At 64.2% G+C, this 14994-nt stretch carries 9 protein-coding genes and 1 pseudogene; 9 read left to right on the forward strand and 1 reads right to left on the reverse strand.

All coding sequences use genetic code 11. The annotated features are described in order from the left end of the window. The first annotated feature begins 9 nt into the window (after positions 1 to 9). The 4 genes from RA24_RS16875 to RA24_RS16890 all read left to right on the forward strand — a co-directional run bounded on the left by RA24_RS16875 (position 10) and on the right by RA24_RS16890 (position 8154). Entirely contained in the window at positions 10 to 1647 is a 1638-nt protein-coding gene (locus RA24_RS16875) for an ABC transporter ATP-binding protein (RefSeq protein WP_039193115.1), read from the forward strand. A 157-nt stretch (positions 1648 to 1804) separates the two neighbouring features. Continuing rightward, a complete protein-coding gene (locus RA24_RS16880) occupies positions 1805 to 3313 on the forward strand; it encodes a trimethylamine methyltransferase family protein (protein WP_082020381.1) in 1509 nt (502 codons plus the stop codon). Between the two features lie 4 nt (positions 3314 to 3317). Further along, positions 3318 to 5735 (forward strand): GcvT family protein, encoded by a 2418-nt coding sequence (locus tag RA24_RS16885; protein ID WP_039193116.1) that lies wholly within the window; start codon positions 3318 to 3320, stop codon positions 5733 to 5735. Between the two features lie 4 nt (positions 5736 to 5739). Continuing rightward, positions 5740 to 8154, forward strand: a complete 2415-nt coding sequence (locus RA24_RS16890; RefSeq protein ID WP_039193117.1) for a GcvT family protein — start codon at positions 5740 to 5742, stop codon at positions 8152 to 8154. A gap of 39 nt (positions 8155 to 8193) precedes the next feature. On the opposite strand, the gene RA24_RS16895 is transcribed toward RA24_RS16890, so the two are convergent. Next, positions 8194 to 9120, reverse strand: coding sequence for a LysR family transcriptional regulator (locus RA24_RS16895; protein WP_082020382.1), 927 nt, complete (start codon positions 9118 to 9120; stop codon positions 8194 to 8196). 104 nt (positions 9121 to 9224) lie between these two features. Between RA24_RS16895 and RA24_RS16900 the strand changes: the two genes are divergently transcribed. The 5 genes and pseudogenes from RA24_RS16900 to RA24_RS22815 all read left to right on the forward strand — a co-directional run. Then, positions 9225 to 10601, forward strand: a complete 1377-nt coding sequence (locus tag RA24_RS16900) for an aminotransferase (protein ID WP_039193119.1) — start codon at positions 9225 to 9227, stop codon at positions 10599 to 10601. A gap of 108 nt (positions 10602 to 10709) precedes the next feature. Further along, on the forward strand, positions 10710 to 12200 hold the full coding sequence (locus tag RA24_RS16905; protein WP_039193120.1) for an aldehyde dehydrogenase family protein: 1491 nt from the start codon (positions 10710 to 10712) through the stop codon (positions 12198 to 12200). Next, on the forward strand, positions 12197 to 13459 hold the full coding sequence (locus tag RA24_RS16910) for a hypothetical protein (RefSeq protein ID WP_206540665.1): 1263 nt from the start codon (positions 12197 to 12199) through the stop codon (positions 13457 to 13459). The genes RA24_RS16905 and RA24_RS16910 overlap by 4 nt, the downstream gene beginning before the upstream one ends. 133 nt (positions 13460 to 13592) lie before the next feature. Continuing rightward, complete coding sequence (locus RA24_RS16915; RefSeq protein ID WP_039193121.1) at positions 13593 to 14606, forward strand: glutamate cyclase domain-containing protein; 1014 nt, start codon at positions 13593 to 13595, stop codon at positions 14604 to 14606. A gap of 21 nt (positions 14607 to 14627) precedes the next feature. Then, positions 14628 to 14994, forward strand: a pseudogene (locus RA24_RS22815) (aminotransferase class V-fold PLP-dependent enzyme); the annotation flags it as partial.

The raw sequence follows: 14994 nt of genomic DNA on the forward strand, positions 1-14994 counted from the left end.
GGGCTAACAATGACCGATACACAAACCCCGTTGCTGGTGATGCAGAACCTGCAGATCGAAGGCCTGTCCGAGGACCGTTGGAAACCGATTGTGAAAGGCGTCGACTTGACTCTGGGCAAGGGCGAGGTGCTGGGGCTGATCGGCGAAAGCGGCGCCGGCAAATCCACCATCGGCCTGGGCGCAATGGGCCATGTGCGCGACGGCTGCCGGTTTTCCGGCGGCACCGTGCATTTCGACGGGATCGAGCTGACCGGCGCCAGCCGCGAGACCTGCCGCGATCTGCGCTCAACCCGGATTGCCTATGTGGCGCAATCGGCGGCGGCCAGTTTCAACCCGGCCTTCAAGCTGATCAGCCAGCATGCGGAATTCCCGGTGCGCCGCGGGCTGATGCACCAGGAGGAGGCAGAGAAGGACGCAATTGATCTTTACCGCCAGCTGCAGTTGCCGAACCCCGAGGAGATCGGCTTCCGTTATCCGCATCAGGTGTCCGGCGGCCAGCTGCAGCGCGCAATGACGGCGATGGCGATGGCCTGCCGTCCGGACCTGATCATCTTTGACGAGCCGACCACGGCGCTGGATGTGACCACCCAGATCGAGGTGCTGTCGGCGATCCGCAATATCGTCGAGGAGTTCGGCACCTCGGCAATCTATATCACCCATGACCTGGCGGTTGTGGCGCAGATGGCGGACCGGATCATGGTGCTGCGCTATGGCGAAGAGGTCGAGGCAGCGGATACCGCAACCATGCTGAACGACCCCAAGGAGGAGTATACCAAGTCGCTCTGGGCCGTGCGCTCCTTCAAGGCGGCTGAGAAAGCGCCGGTGGCTGAGGAGCAAGTGCCGGTGGTATCGCTGAAAAACGTGACCGCACAATACCCAGGCATAGCGCGCCCGGTGCTGAACGGCGTGTCGATGGATTTCCACGCAGGCCGCACCGTGGCGGTTGTCGGGGAAAGCGGTTCGGGGAAGTCCACCACTGCACGCAGCCTGATGGGGCTGCTGCCGCCGGTGTCCGGCGAGATGCTGCTGAACGGCGCGCCGCTGGCGTCGGAATTCCGCAAACGCAGCAAGGCCGAGCTGCAGGCGGTGCAGATGATCTATCAAATGGCTGATACTGCGCTGAACCCCAAGCAGCGGATCAAGGATATAATCGGCCGCCCAATGACATATTACTGCGGGCTGAGGGGCAAACAGCTGACCGAGGAGATCCGGGCGCTGCTGGCCGACATCGAGCTGGAGCCGGATCAGTACATGAACCGGCTGCCGTCCGAGCTGTCGGGCGGCCAGAAGCAGCGGATCGGCATTGCCCGGGCACTGGCGGCCTCGCCCAAGCTGGTGATCTGCGACGAGGTGACCTCGGCCCTCGACCAGCTGGTGGCGGAAGGCATTCTGCGGCTGCTGGACAAGCTGCAGAAGGAGCATGATCTGGCCTATATGTTCATCACCCACGACATTTCGACCGTGCGCGCGATCGCAGATGAGGTTGTGGTGATGCAGCAGGGCAGGGTTGTGGAGCAGGGCGCCAAAGAGGCGATCTTCTCGCCGCCGCATGCGCCCTATACCGATCTGCTGCTGTCGTCGGTCCCCGAAATGGACCCGGCCTGGCTTGACCGGGTGCTGGCGGACCGCGCGGCGGCGCAGGGCTGAGGCCTCTTGCTTTCCTCAGCCGCAGGACATTGCGGCTGAGGGGGTTTACAGATTTCTGAGTGAATTTCGTTCATCAAGGTGTGCAAATAATGGAATTGAGCTAATCCTTTGGTGTTTTTAAGATGCCACCAAGACAAACACCAATGAGGATGCGCAAATGCGGCGAACACGATCTAAACGGGGAGCCAACCCCTCTGCGCCACAGCTGACCCAACCGCCTGCGGGCGGCCGCTTTATGCCGCTGGATGACAGCAAGCTTGCGTATATCACCGACACGGCTTTTGAGATCCTGGACCGGATCGGCGTGTCGCAAGCGCCTGAAGATATTCGCGATCTGGCGCTGGAAAACGGGGCTGTCGCGCGGGCGGACGGGCGGATCACCTTCCCGCGCAGCTTGGTCGAGGATATGATTGCCAAGGCCTGCAAGCGGGTCGAACTGCCGGGATTTAAACGCGACCGGGGGATCGAAGTTGGCGGCGGCCGGGTGCATATCGGCACCGGCGGCGCGGCCGTGCAGGTGCTGGATGCGGCAACCCAGGCGTTCCGCGATTCGACGCTGCAGGATCTGTATGGGCTGATGCGCATTGTCGATGCCTGCGACAGCATCCACTACAGCCTGCGCCCGGTTGTGGCGCGCGATCTTGAGGACCCGCTGACGCTGGACATCAATACCGCCTTTGCGGCGATGAAGGCAACGTCAAAGCCGATCGGCACCAGCTTCTTTGAGCCGGATAATGTCGCACCAGTGATCGAAATGTTCGATCAGGCCCTGGGCGGCGAGGGGGCGTTCAGGGCACAGCCGTTCTGCTTTGCCTCGATCTGCCATGTTGTGCCGCCGCTGACTCTGGCCGAGGAAGCCTGCGGCGTGATGCGGGAATGCGTGCGGCTGGGAATGCCGCTGCAGATCTGTTCGGCGGCGCAGGCCGGCGCCACCAGCCCGGCGGCTTTGGCCGGCGCTTTGGCGCAGGGCCTGGCGGAATCGCTGGCGGGGCTGGTGCTGGTCAACATGATGCGGCCGGGCTTCCCCTGCATTCTGGCCTTCCTGCCCTTCATCTCGGACCTGCGCACCGGCGCGATGACCGGCGGTTCGGGCGAGGCGGCGGTGGCCAATGCGGCGGCGGCGCAGCTGCTGTTGAACCTCGGCCTGCCTTCGACCGTCTCGGCGGGCATGACCGACGCCAAGACCGCGGATGCGCAGTCGGGTTATGAGAAAGGCTATACCATCGCGCTGGCGGCACAGGGCGGGGCCGACATGATCAACCTCAGCGTTGGCATGCTGGGCTCGATCATGGCGGCCAGCAAAGAGGCGCTGGTGATCGACAACGACATGTGCGGCGCGATCCTGCGCTCGGTGCGCGGGGTGGAGATGTTCGACGGCGCCATCGATCTGGACATGATCGAACAGGTGGTGACCGGAGAGGGGCATTTCCTGGGTACCGGGCAAACCCTGGACCTGATGACCAAGGAATATGTCTATCCCAAGCTTGGCGACCGCCAGAGCGTGAACGACTGGCTGGACAGCGGCGCGCTGACGGTTTGGGACCGGGCGCTGGCCCGGGTGGCCGAAGTCGAAGCCATGCCCGCGCCGGACCATCTGCCTGCGGCGGCCGAGGCCGCCATCCGCGCCCGGCTGCCCATTCACCTGCCCGAGATTCTGAAAGCGTAAGACCATGAAAACTCAAGCCAAAGTTGTCATCATCGGGGGCGGCGCCGTTGGCGTCTCAACCCTTTACCATCTGGCCAAAGCGGGCGTGACCGACACGCTCTTGATCGAGAAGAACGAGCTCACCTCGGGCTCGACCTGGCATGCGGCGGGCAACATTCCGACCTATGCCAACAGCTGGGGCGGCATGCGCGCGGGCAACTACGCCTGGCGGCTCTACAAGGATCTGGCGGAGGAAGTGGACTACCCGATCACCTACCGTCACACCGGCGCCTTCTGGCCCGCGCATACGCAAGAGCGGATGGACCTGTTCCAGCACCTGGTGGGGATCTCCAAGGGCCTGGGCTATGACATGGCGATGCTGACGCCCTCCGAGATGGACGATATGCATCCCTACTTCAGCTCGGGCGACAGCATCATCGGCGGTATTCTCGACCCTTACGAAGGCGACGTGGACCCCTCGCAGCTGACCCAGGCCCTGGCCAAGGGGTCGCGGGATCTGGGCGCCGAGATTGCGCGCTTTACCCAGGTCACCGGCATCAACCGCCGCCCGTCGGGCGAATGGGAAGTTGTGACCGACAAGGGCAATGTGGTCTGTGACATCGTGATCAACGCCGGCGGCTACTATGGCCGTGTGGTGGGGGAGATGGTCGGCCAGAAACTGCCCGTTGTGACGCTGGAGCACCAGTATCTGGTCACCGACAGCCTGCCCGAGCTGGAAGCCAACCCCGAGAACTTCCCGCTCGTCCGTGACCCGGACATCATGTACTACCTGCGCCGCGAGCGGAACGGATTGCTCTTGGGCTCTTACGGCCACGAAGGCCGCCCGGCCTGGCTCGACGGCATGCCGGACTGCTTTGCCAACCAGCTTTATCCCGACAGCGTGGATGACATTGCTGAAATCCTGGAGGCGGCGCTGGAGCATGTGCCGCTATTGGGCGAGGCGGGGGTCAGCCGCTTTGTGAATGGCCCGATCCCGTACAGCCCCGATGGCGCGCCCTTGTGCGGCCCGGCCTTTGGCCTGCCGAACTTCTACCACGCCTGCTGTTTCCCGGTTGGCATCACCCATTCGGCAGCGGCGGCGAAGACCCTGACCGAGTGGATCACCGAAGGCGAGCCCGAGTGGGACATGTCGATGTGGGACCCGCGCCGTTTTGGGGAGGAATGGGCAACCTTTGACTACACTGTCAAACGCTCCAGCGAGCTGTATGAGAACCAGTACGCGATCCCCTATCCGCACCGCCTGTGGAAAGCCGGGCGTCCGGTGCAGACAACGCCGCTCTACGATACGCTGAAAGCGAAGGGCGCGGTGTTCGGCCAGGTGGCCGGCTGGGAGCGGGCGTTCTGGTTCGAAAGTGATGCGGTCAAAGACGATGGCGGGCTGAGCTTCCATCACGAAGCCTGGTACGATGCGGTAAAAGCCGAATGCGAAGGCGTGCGTGACAATGCGGGCGTGATGGATCACGGCGGCTTTACCCGCTACGAGGTTGAGGGCCCCAAGGCAACAGAGTTCCTGAACCATGTGTTCTGCGGCGCGATGCCCGCGGTGGGCCGGGTCAAGCTCAGCTACATGTTGACGCCCAAGGGCAAGATCTGGTCCGAGGCCACCATCGCCCGGCTGGACGAGAACAAATACCTCTTGTGCGGCCCGACCCTGGCGGACCAGCGCGATCATGACTGGATGTCGCAGTTCCTGCCGGAAGAGGGCGTGAGCCTCACGCGCGGCTCGAAGTTTGACGCGGCACTGATGGTAATGGGGCCAAAGTCCCGCGAAGTGCTGCAGCCGCTGACACAGGACGATCTGTCGAAAGAGGCCGCACCTTGGATGTCGGTGCGCGAGATCACCATTGCCGGTGCTCCGGTGATTGCGCTGCGCGTCTCTTATGTGGGCGAGCTGGGTTGGGAGCTGCATATGCGCTCGGCCGATCTGGTTGCCGTCTACAGCGCTATCATGGAACAGGGCGCGGACAAAGGCATGGTGGAGTTTGGCTCCTACGCCCTGAACGCGATGCGGATCGAAAAGGGCTACCACGGCTGGGGGGCGGACTTCGGCATCGAATACACCGCCTTTGATGCGGGTCTGGAGCGGTTCGTCAGCAAGAAGAAAGACAGCTTTGTCGGCCGCGATGCCTTTCTGCGCCAAGCAGAGCAGCCGAAGGACTACCACTTCACTGCCTTTGTGCTGGACGGCCATGGCGCGGATGCGCTGTCCTCTGACCCGATCTGCCGGGATGGCAAGCCGGTGGGCTATGTCAGTTCCGGCGGCACCGGGTTCCGCATCGGTAAACGGATTGCGCTGGGATATCTGACGGTTGAGGCTCAGCCGGGCGACGTCTTTGACATCGAAGTGCTGAGCCAGCCGGTGAAAGCCACCGTTGCCGCGGTGCCGTTCTACGATCCTGAAAACGACCGGCTGCGGGGCTAGGGACATGGCAAAGACCCTTCCCCAGGATGTGCAGGTCGCCATTGTCGGCGGCGGTATTGTCGGCTGTGCAACAGCATACCACCTCGCAAAAGCGGGGTGGTCGGTGGCGCTGTTCGAGCGCAAGAAACTGACCTCGGGCACCACCTGGCACGCTGCCGGGCTGGTCAGCGAAACCCAGGGCGTGCCGGTGATGACGGCGCTTGCCAAATACGGTCTCGACCTGATGGAGAGGCTGGAGGACGAAACCGGCCAGAACACCGGTTTCAAGCGCAATGGCTCGATGACGCTGGCGCTGAGTGATGCCCGGATGGAGGAGTTGCGGCGCAAGGTGGATTACGCCCACGGCTGCGGCATCCGGGCGGAAGAGATCAGCGTGAGTGAGGCGCTGGAGCGCTGGCCTTTGCTGTCCGCCCATGACGCCAAGGGCGCCTTCTGGTTCCCGGGAGACGGCTATACCAACCCGATCGACACCACCATGGCGCTGGCCAAGGGCGCGCGGACAAATGGCGCACAGATCTTTGAGGACACCAAGGTCGAACGTGTGGTGATCGAAGGGGGCGGTGCCATTGGCGTGGAAACCGCGCAAGGCCTGGTGCGGGCCGAGCATGTGGTCAACGCCACCGGCATGTGGGCGCGCGAGTTCGGGCTGGGACACGGCGTGCAGGTGCCGCTTCATTACACCAACCACTATTATGTGGTGACCGATCCCATCGAAGGCGTCACAGGCGACCTGCCGGTGCTGCGGGTGATGGATGAATACGCCTACTACAAGGAGGATGCCGGCAAGCTGCTGATCGGCTGTTCCGAGCCCAATGCTACCCCCTGGCTGCCCGAAGGCGGTCTGCCGGAGAGTTTTGAGTTCGACGAGCTGCCCTGCGACGAGGAACACCTCTATCCGGTGCTGGAAGCGGCGATGGAGCGGGTTCCGGCGCTGGCGGAAAGCGGCATCCGCAAGTTTTTCAACGGGCCGGAGTGTTTTACTCCGGACGCCAAGCACTACCTGGGGCCGATCACGGATGTGAAAGGCCTGTGGGTGGCTGCCGGGTTCAACTCAACCGGCATCCAGAACGGGCCGGGCGCGGGCAAGGCGCTGGCGGAGTGGATCATGGCCGGGCATATGACCATGGACCTGACGGATGTGGACTCCCGCCGCATTGTGCCGGCGCTGAATGCGCGCAGCTATACGGCAACCAAGGCGGCGGAGACGCTGGGCCATGCCTATGCGATGCACTGGCCCTACCTGCGCAAGACCGAGGCCCGCGGGCTGCGCCGCACGCCTTACTACGGCCATCTGAAGGCAGCGGGTGCCCAGTTCGGCAGCGCCAACGGCTGGGAACGGCCGCTGTACTATGGCCGCGAAATGACCGATGGCTTTGGCCGCGAGCCGTGGTTTGACGACTGGAAAGCCGAGCATGAGGCGCTGCGCAACGACCTCGGCATGATCGACCTGACCTTTGGCCGGTTCATTGTCGACGGGCAGGAAGCAGAGGCGCAGATGCAGCACCTCTGCGGTGCCAACATGGCGGTGGAACCCGGCGCGCTGGTCTATACCCATATGTTCAACGAACAGGGCGGGATCGAGGCCGATGTGACCGTTGCGCGGCTCTCGGGTACCCGGTTCATGGTGATGGCCTCGGCAGGGGCCGAACCGCAGACAGAAAGCTGGCTCAAAACCCAGTTGGAGGGCACCGGCGTCAGCGTGGTCAACGTGACCGCGTCCGAGGCAACCCTGGCCATCATGGGGCCGCGCTCGCGGGAGTTTCTGCAAGGTTTGACCGGCGCGGATCTGTCGAATGAGGCCTTCCCGTTCGGCAGCTTCCAGGATCTGCATCTGGGCCATTGTCCGGTGCGGGCGCAGCGGATCACCTATGTGGGCGAGCTGGGCTGGGAGCTGCATGTTCCGGCCGAGTTTGCGCAAGCGGTGTTCGAAACCGTCATGGCAGCCGAAGATGCCCCGCGGCTTTGCGGCGGCATGGCGGTGGACAGCTGCCGAATCGAGAAGGGCTTCCGCCACTGGGGCCATGACATCGGCCCGCATGACAGCCCGGTGGAAAGCGGTCTGTTCTTTGCCTGCTATCTTGAAACAGAGTTCACCGGCAAAGCGGCGATTGAGGCCAAGCGGGCGGCAGGAACCGCCAGCCGCCTGCTGAGCTTCAAGCTGGAGGACCCCGAAGCGCTGATCTTTGGCAAGGAGCCCATTCTGCGTGATGGCAAGATCGTCGGGCGGCTGACCTCGGCGACTTATGGCTGGACCGCCGGAAGCGCCGTCGGCCTGGGCTATGTGGCCAAGGAAGAGGGCATGACCCTGAAAGATCTGGCAGACAGTAACTATGAGGTGATGGTGAACGGCCGCGCAATCAAAGCAACGGCCAGCACCCGTCCGCTTTACGACCCGGCGATGGCGCGGGCGCGCAGCTGACCAGCGCATCGGAAGGGCGGCAGAAGCCGCCCTTTTCCGTTACACGACGTGGAACCCTGCATCCGGCAGGCTGCACCATTCCGACAGCAGCTGGGCAACCTGATAGATCGGATCGCCCTCTTCCATGTCCTCGGCCCGGATGGCGGCGCACCAGGGCACTGAAATCCCGTCCTGTGTCACCCGGGCGCCAACGATCCGGCCTTCGTTGAGAGCTGTTTGCAGAGCCCAGCTCGCCAGGACACTTGTGCCGAGATCGGAAGCAACAAGTTCGACGATGGCCTCGGGCAACTCGACGGTGGCGGCCCATTTCGGGTAGCTGTCAGTGGGGCGGAACAGCAGGGCAAACTCGCGGTCGGGTTCCGGCACTTTGGTGTAGGTGATGAAGGGCTCCCCTACGATGTCGGAGCCTTCGACATAGTCCCGGCCGGCGAGCCGGTGGCCGGGGGACATGATATAAAGCAGAGGGTCTTCAAACAGGGGCAGGCTGCGCAGGCCCGCCTGGGCGACCGTGCCCGACATGACCGCGATATCAATGTGCCGGTTCAACACTCCGTTCAGCGGGTCACTGCTGGCTCCGGCCATGATCTGCAGGTCTATGCCTTCTGTGCTGGATTTCAGGAATTTGATGAAAGCGGGCAACCAGCGGTAGTTGCTGTAGGCCTCCACTGACAGGCGGACAACATGCTGGACGTTGGCATTCATGCGGCGCACGTCCTCTTCGGCTCGACTTAGGTCAGAGAGAATGCGTTCCGCTACAACTGCCATGTAGTCCGCGGCGGGAGTTCTTCGGAGTTTCTTATGCATCCGTGTGAACAGTGGCACGTCCAGGCGGCGCTCTGCTTCGCGAAGACGGTGGGACAGAGCAGAAGGGGTGACACCCAGCATCTTGGCCGCATCAGTGATTCTCCCGGTCTGAATAACAGCCTGAATCAGCTGCAGATGGCGCAGGTCGAGGAGTGGTTTCATAGATTTTAGCCTGAATTCATTTCACGAAAGTGAGAAAACTTCGAGATTGAACTTCAGTCAAGTTGAATGTGAAATCGCCTCTAAGAATTCCATTGGAGCCAGACATGAACGCCGACGCGAAACGCTCGATCGAGCAGGACAAAGCCCACCACGTGCATCCGCAGTCGAACCTGCGTCAGCATTCCGAGAATGGGCCGACCATGATCACTCACGGCAAGGGGGTGTTTATCTATGACAGCGAAGGGCGTGAGATCATCGACGGCTTCTCCGGCCTCGGTTGTGTTTCCCTTGGGTATCACAATGAGCGCTTGGCCAGCGCCGCCATGCGCCAGATGAACACGCTGCCGTTTGCGCCGACCTTCTACAACCGCTCGCATCCCAAGGTGGCAGAGCTGGGCGAGCGCCTGACCGCGATGGCGCCGAACGGCATGACGCGGGCGATGTTCCAGTGTTCAGGGTCCGAAGCCAACGACACGGCGATCAAGCTCTTGTGGTACACCAACACTGCCAAAGGCGAGCCGGAGCGGCGCAAGGTGCTCGGCCGGGTGCGCGGCTACCACGGCAACACCATCGCCACCGTGTCGCTGTCCGGCCAGCCGCATATGCACGCCAAATTCGGCCTGCCGCTGCCTGAGTTCAAGCACACCGAGCTGCCGAACTACTACCGCTTCCACATCGACGGCGAGAGCGAGCAGGAATTCTCGGCCCGCATGGCCGCCAAGTTTGAAGAGCTGATCCTGTCGGAAGGCCCGGAAACCATTGCCGCCTTCTTTGCCGAGCCGGCGATCTCGGGCGGCGGCGCGCTGATGCCGCCGGAGGGCTACTGGGAGCAGATGCAGGCGGTTCTGCGCAAGTATGACATTAAGCTGTTGGCCGACGAGGTGGTCTGCGGCTTCGGGCGTACCGGCAACATGTGGGGATCCGAGACCTGGGGCATGAAGCCCGACATGGTGACCTGCGCCAAGGCGCTGTCGGCGGCCTTCTTCCCGGTCTCAGCCTTGATGTTCAAGGACGATATGTATGCGGACATGATGAAGAACTCCGACGAGGTCGGCGTGTTCGGCCATGGCTATACCTATGCGGGCCATCCGGTCGGTGCGGCAGTGTCACTCGAAGCGCTGGATATTTACGACGAGATCGACCTGGTCGGCCATGTCCGCAAGGTGAGCGAGAAGTTCCTGGCCAAGTGTCACGCGATGGCGGATCATCCGCTGGTGGCCGAGGTGCGCGGTGTCGGTCTGTTCTGCGGCTTTGAGCTGATGAAGGATGCCAAGGCCCGCGAGCCGTTTGATCCCTCCTGGAAGGTGGGCGAGCTGGTGCAGAACTTTGCCCATGACCGCGGGCTGTACCTGCGCGCGATCGGCGACCGGATGAGCTTCATGCCGCCGCTGATCATTAATGAGGACGAAATCGAGGCTGCCACCGAGCGGTTCAAGGGCGCGCTGGACGACGCCTGGGCCGTGGTCAAGGCCAAGCTCTGAGACTTCCCGGGGCCGGATCCGCTCTCATCCGGGCCCTGCGCCGCCTCGGCTCCCCCAGGGCGGCGCACCTGACTTTTCTGAATACCGATCTCGCCAAGGAGAACAGGGATGACAACGCTTCTAGAACCGAAACTGCCCGGCGCCGGGCTGGCCGGGAGCTATATCAATGGGGCCTGGCACCGGCCTGAGGACGGCCGGACGCTGACCATCGAGAACCCCTCCCGCCGCGCGGCTATCTGCGAGGTCGGACGCGGCACGGCACGCGAGGTTGATTTGGCCGTCCAGGCCGCCCGCGCCGCTTTGCCTGCGTGGCGCTCCCTTGCGGCTGCCGAACGCGGCAAGCTGCTCGCGGAACTCGGCCGCCGGCTGGAAGAGAACGCCGAAGAAGTGGCCCGGGTGCTGGCGGCGGAAAGCGGCAATGCGATCAAAACCCAGTCGCGCGGCGAGGCGCTGGGGGCGGCGGGCGTGCTGAAATACTACGGCGGCGTCGCGGTCGAGCAGAAGGGCGAAACCCTGCCGCTGGGGCCGGGCCTCCTCTGCTATTCCACCCGCGAACCCCACGGCGTGGTGGGCTCGATCATCCCCTGGAACTCGCCCTTGCAGCTGGGCGCAGTGAAAATCTCGATGGCTCTCGCCACCGGCAACTGCCTGGTCTTGAAACCGGCTGAGGATGCGCCGCTGGCGATCCTGAAACTGGCAGAGCTGGCCGACGGGCTGTTCCCGCCGGGCGTGTTCAACGTGGTCACCGGCCTCGGCGAAGAGGCTGGCGCCGCGCTAGCCGCGCATCCCGGGGTCGACAAGGTCTCCTTCACCGGCTCGTCGGAAGTGGGCAAGCTGATTGGCAAGGCCACCGCAGACCGCATTGCCAAGCTGACGCTGGAGCTGGGCGGCAAATCCCCCACCATCGTCTTCCCGGATGCGATTGAAAACGGACGTCTGGATTCCACTGCCCAGCAGGTGGCCAATGCTATGCGCTTTGCCCGCCAGGGGCAGAGCTGCACCGCCGGATCGCGGCTGTTTGTGCATAAGGACATCTGGGATGTGCTGATGCCGAAGGTGGCAGAGAAATCCGCGGCGCTGAAAGTGGGCGATGCGCTGGATCCGGATGCGGACATGGGTGCTGTGGTCAATGCCGAACGCTATGGCGAGATCCGCGGCTTTGTGGCCGAGGCCGAGGCTGAAGGCGCCGAATTCCTGATCGGGGAAACCCCGGCCGAAGATCCGGCAGGCTTCTGCCCGAACCCGACCATCATCACCGGCGTCGATAACACGTGGCGGATCGCGCGGGAAGAAGTGTTCGGCCCGGTCATGGTCGCCATTCCGTTTGAGACCGAGGAAGAAGTCATCGCAATGGCCAATGACACCCATTACGGGCTGGCGGCTTTCCTCTTTACCCATGACGTCAGCCGCATCACCCGCCTCACCCGCGCCATTGATGCGGGCTGGATCCAGGTGAACCAGGGCGGCGGCCAGATCCCGGGCATGTCTTATGGCGGCACCAAGCAGTCGGGCATGGGCAGCGAATACTCGATTGAGGGCGCGCTGGAGGCCTATACCTACCGCAAATGCGTGACCATCAACATCGAGGCGGAGGCATGAGCACCGACCGTTTCGGGAATGCCATCGACCCGGGCGTGGGCTACGCCCGGGGAGCGCTGCTGGCAGGCTCGGCGGATGAGGTGCGGCGGCTGGCTCAGGCGGGCCGGGCCGCGGCGGGCTTTGTTGAACGCGAGGGGATCGAAAAGATCGCCATCTGCACCGGCAACCTGCGGTTCTATCCGGCCACGCCCGAGGACCTGAGCGTCAATTGCGAGGAATGGGTCGGACCGGGCCTCTTTGGCGAGGAGCTGCGCCAGACCGCGATTGCCCATCTGGGTGGCCGCGGCGATGAGGCCGCAGCGGTGGTCAATCGCACCAGCGCAGGCATCGTGGCCACAGTGCTGGCCCATGCCGGCGGCAAGCCGGTCTTGTCGCTGGTGCCCGCGGGCGACCGCAGCCATGCCTCGGTGACCCGCGGCGCCAAACTGGCCAATGCTGCGGTGAATGAGGTCCACGATCTGGCCGGCGTTGAAGCCGCACTGGCGGCGGATGCGCCCGCGCTGATGGTGATCACGCCGGTCACCTCCGAGCTGGCGATGCTGCCTGACGACCTGATCCGCGCGGCTGCGGCGGCAGGCAAGGCGACAGGCTGCGTGGTGTTCATGGACGACGCCTATGGCGCGCGGTTCCGCCCGGTGCTGCATGGCGGCGGCGCGTCGCTCACGTTCGGGGCCGATCTGGTCATCACCAATGCCGACAAGGCAGGGCTATCGGGTCCGCGCGCAGGCGTTCTGTGCGGCGATCCGGCCGCCTTGGTGCCGGTGCAGGCCAAGGCCAGCGAGCTGGGCATGGAAGCGCGGGCGCCGGTGGCTGTTGGCGCCATGCGCAGCCTGCAGGGCTTCACCCCCGATCTGCTGATCCAGGAGGCGAAGGACGGCCAAGACCTAGCGGTGGCGCTGGAGGCAGCGCTTGGCACGGAGCGGGTCAGCCGCTCGGCGTTGGGGCCGAAGATTGACGAACAGGATGCGATGGAGATCGTGCTGGAGATGGCGGGCAAGCCCTCTGCCGCGCGGGTGCCTGCCGAGGTCACTGCCGCCGCGGGCATGCTGATGCTGCGTGATAAGGGCATTGTCACCGTAAACACCCACGGCCAGCCCGGCGGCCGGGTCTCGATCCGGCTGAAGCCGACCTCCGGCGCGGTGGCGCGGGCAGGCGGCGCCGCGGCAGTGGCAGAATGCCTGGTTACGGCGCTGAGGGACGTTGCGGCGCATCTGGACGATGCGGCGTGGTTTGCAAACCTGCTGTTCGGAGAGGGCTGAGATGGGGTTTGAAACTGTTTGTCCCGCCTGGCTGATAGGCCGGGCAGCGCCCGGCCTCCCCCACGGGGGGGCGCTTCGCACCCCTCCGAGGCCGGGCGCCGCTCTCGGTGTTATGCGATTCGGGAAGACATAAATGGCAGACCAAAACCTGATCACCCGGCTCGACAACCGTCTGGACCAGCTGGTGAATATCGACATGGGCGAGCGCGGTGTCGAGCATCTGTTTGAAGCCGCCCGCGCACTGCAGGACGGCTCGCTGGTGGGCGCCGCGGCGGATGCGCTGATGGCAGTGCCCGAAGGCGGCACCGTGGTGCTGACTACCGGCTCGGTGTCGCGCGCCTGGATCACGCCTGATCTGGGTGAGAACGACGGCCCCTCCGGCGCGGCGGCGATTGCCCGGGCGCTGGTGCTGGCGCGCAATGCAACCTGCGTGATGCTGTGCGAGGAGACGCTGCTGCCCGCGATCCGCAGCACCTGCCAGGCAGCGGGGCTGTTTCCAGTCTCGCTGGAGCAGGCGGCCATCGCGCGCGCCGACAAGAGCCTCGCGACCATCGTGATGCTGCCCTATGCCACCGAAGACGAAGCAGGCCAGGCGCAGGGCGTGCAGATGCTGGACGAGCTGCAACCGGACCTCTTGTTCTCGACCGAGCGGGTCGGGCGCAATGAATACGGCGTCTACCACTCGATGAAGGGCATCGACTACGGCATGGGCCGGGCGCGGGTGGACTTTCTGTTCGACGAGGCTTTGGCCCGCGGCATCCCCGTGGTTGCGGTCGGCGACGGCGGCAATGAGATCGGCATGGGCAAGGTGGCGGACCATGTGAAGGCGCATGTGCCTTACGGCGATACCTGCCAATGCGGCTGCGGCGGCGGTATCGGCGCCGTCACCACCTGCGACGTGCTGGTCACCGCAGCCTGCTCCAACTGGGGCTGCACCGCCATTGCCACGGCCATGGCCGCCCGCGCGGGCAACGCCAAGCTGCTGCACACCCCCGAACGCGAGGCGCTGCTTCTGGACACCATGGTGGCCAGCGGCCTCATCAACTCCACGCACGGAATCGTCGACGACAGCGTCGACGGCTTCCCCCGGCAAAGCCATCTTGCGGTGGTCGAGCTGTGCCGTACCATCGTGAGCCGCGCGCTCTGATATCTGACAGGACCCAAGACCATGATCCAGGACAACCCCGCCCTTATCGATGCCATCCGCAGCCGCTTTGCCCATGTGGACAGCTGCCCGTTCCAGGGCGAGCGCATCTTCTTTGAAAACGCCGGCGGCGCGCTGACGCTGAAATCGGTGGCGGAGACGTCAGCCTTCTACGCCGCCATCCCCGACAACCCGGGTCGTATCAATCCGGCGGGCCAAGCCACCCAGACCACAATCAACAAGGCCAAGGCAGACCTGGCCGAGTTCATGAACGCCCAGTCCGGCCAGTTCTTTGCCGGCGAAAGCGGCACCGAACTGCTGTTCCGGATGATCCGTACCGCCTGTGTGAACGCCCCCAAAGGCGCCAAGGTGATCGGCTCTTCGATCGAGC

It is taken from the genome of Leisingera sp. ANG-M6 (assembly GCF_000813905.1).
Taxonomy (GTDB): domain Bacteria; phylum Pseudomonadota; class Alphaproteobacteria; order Rhodobacterales; family Rhodobacteraceae; genus Leisingera.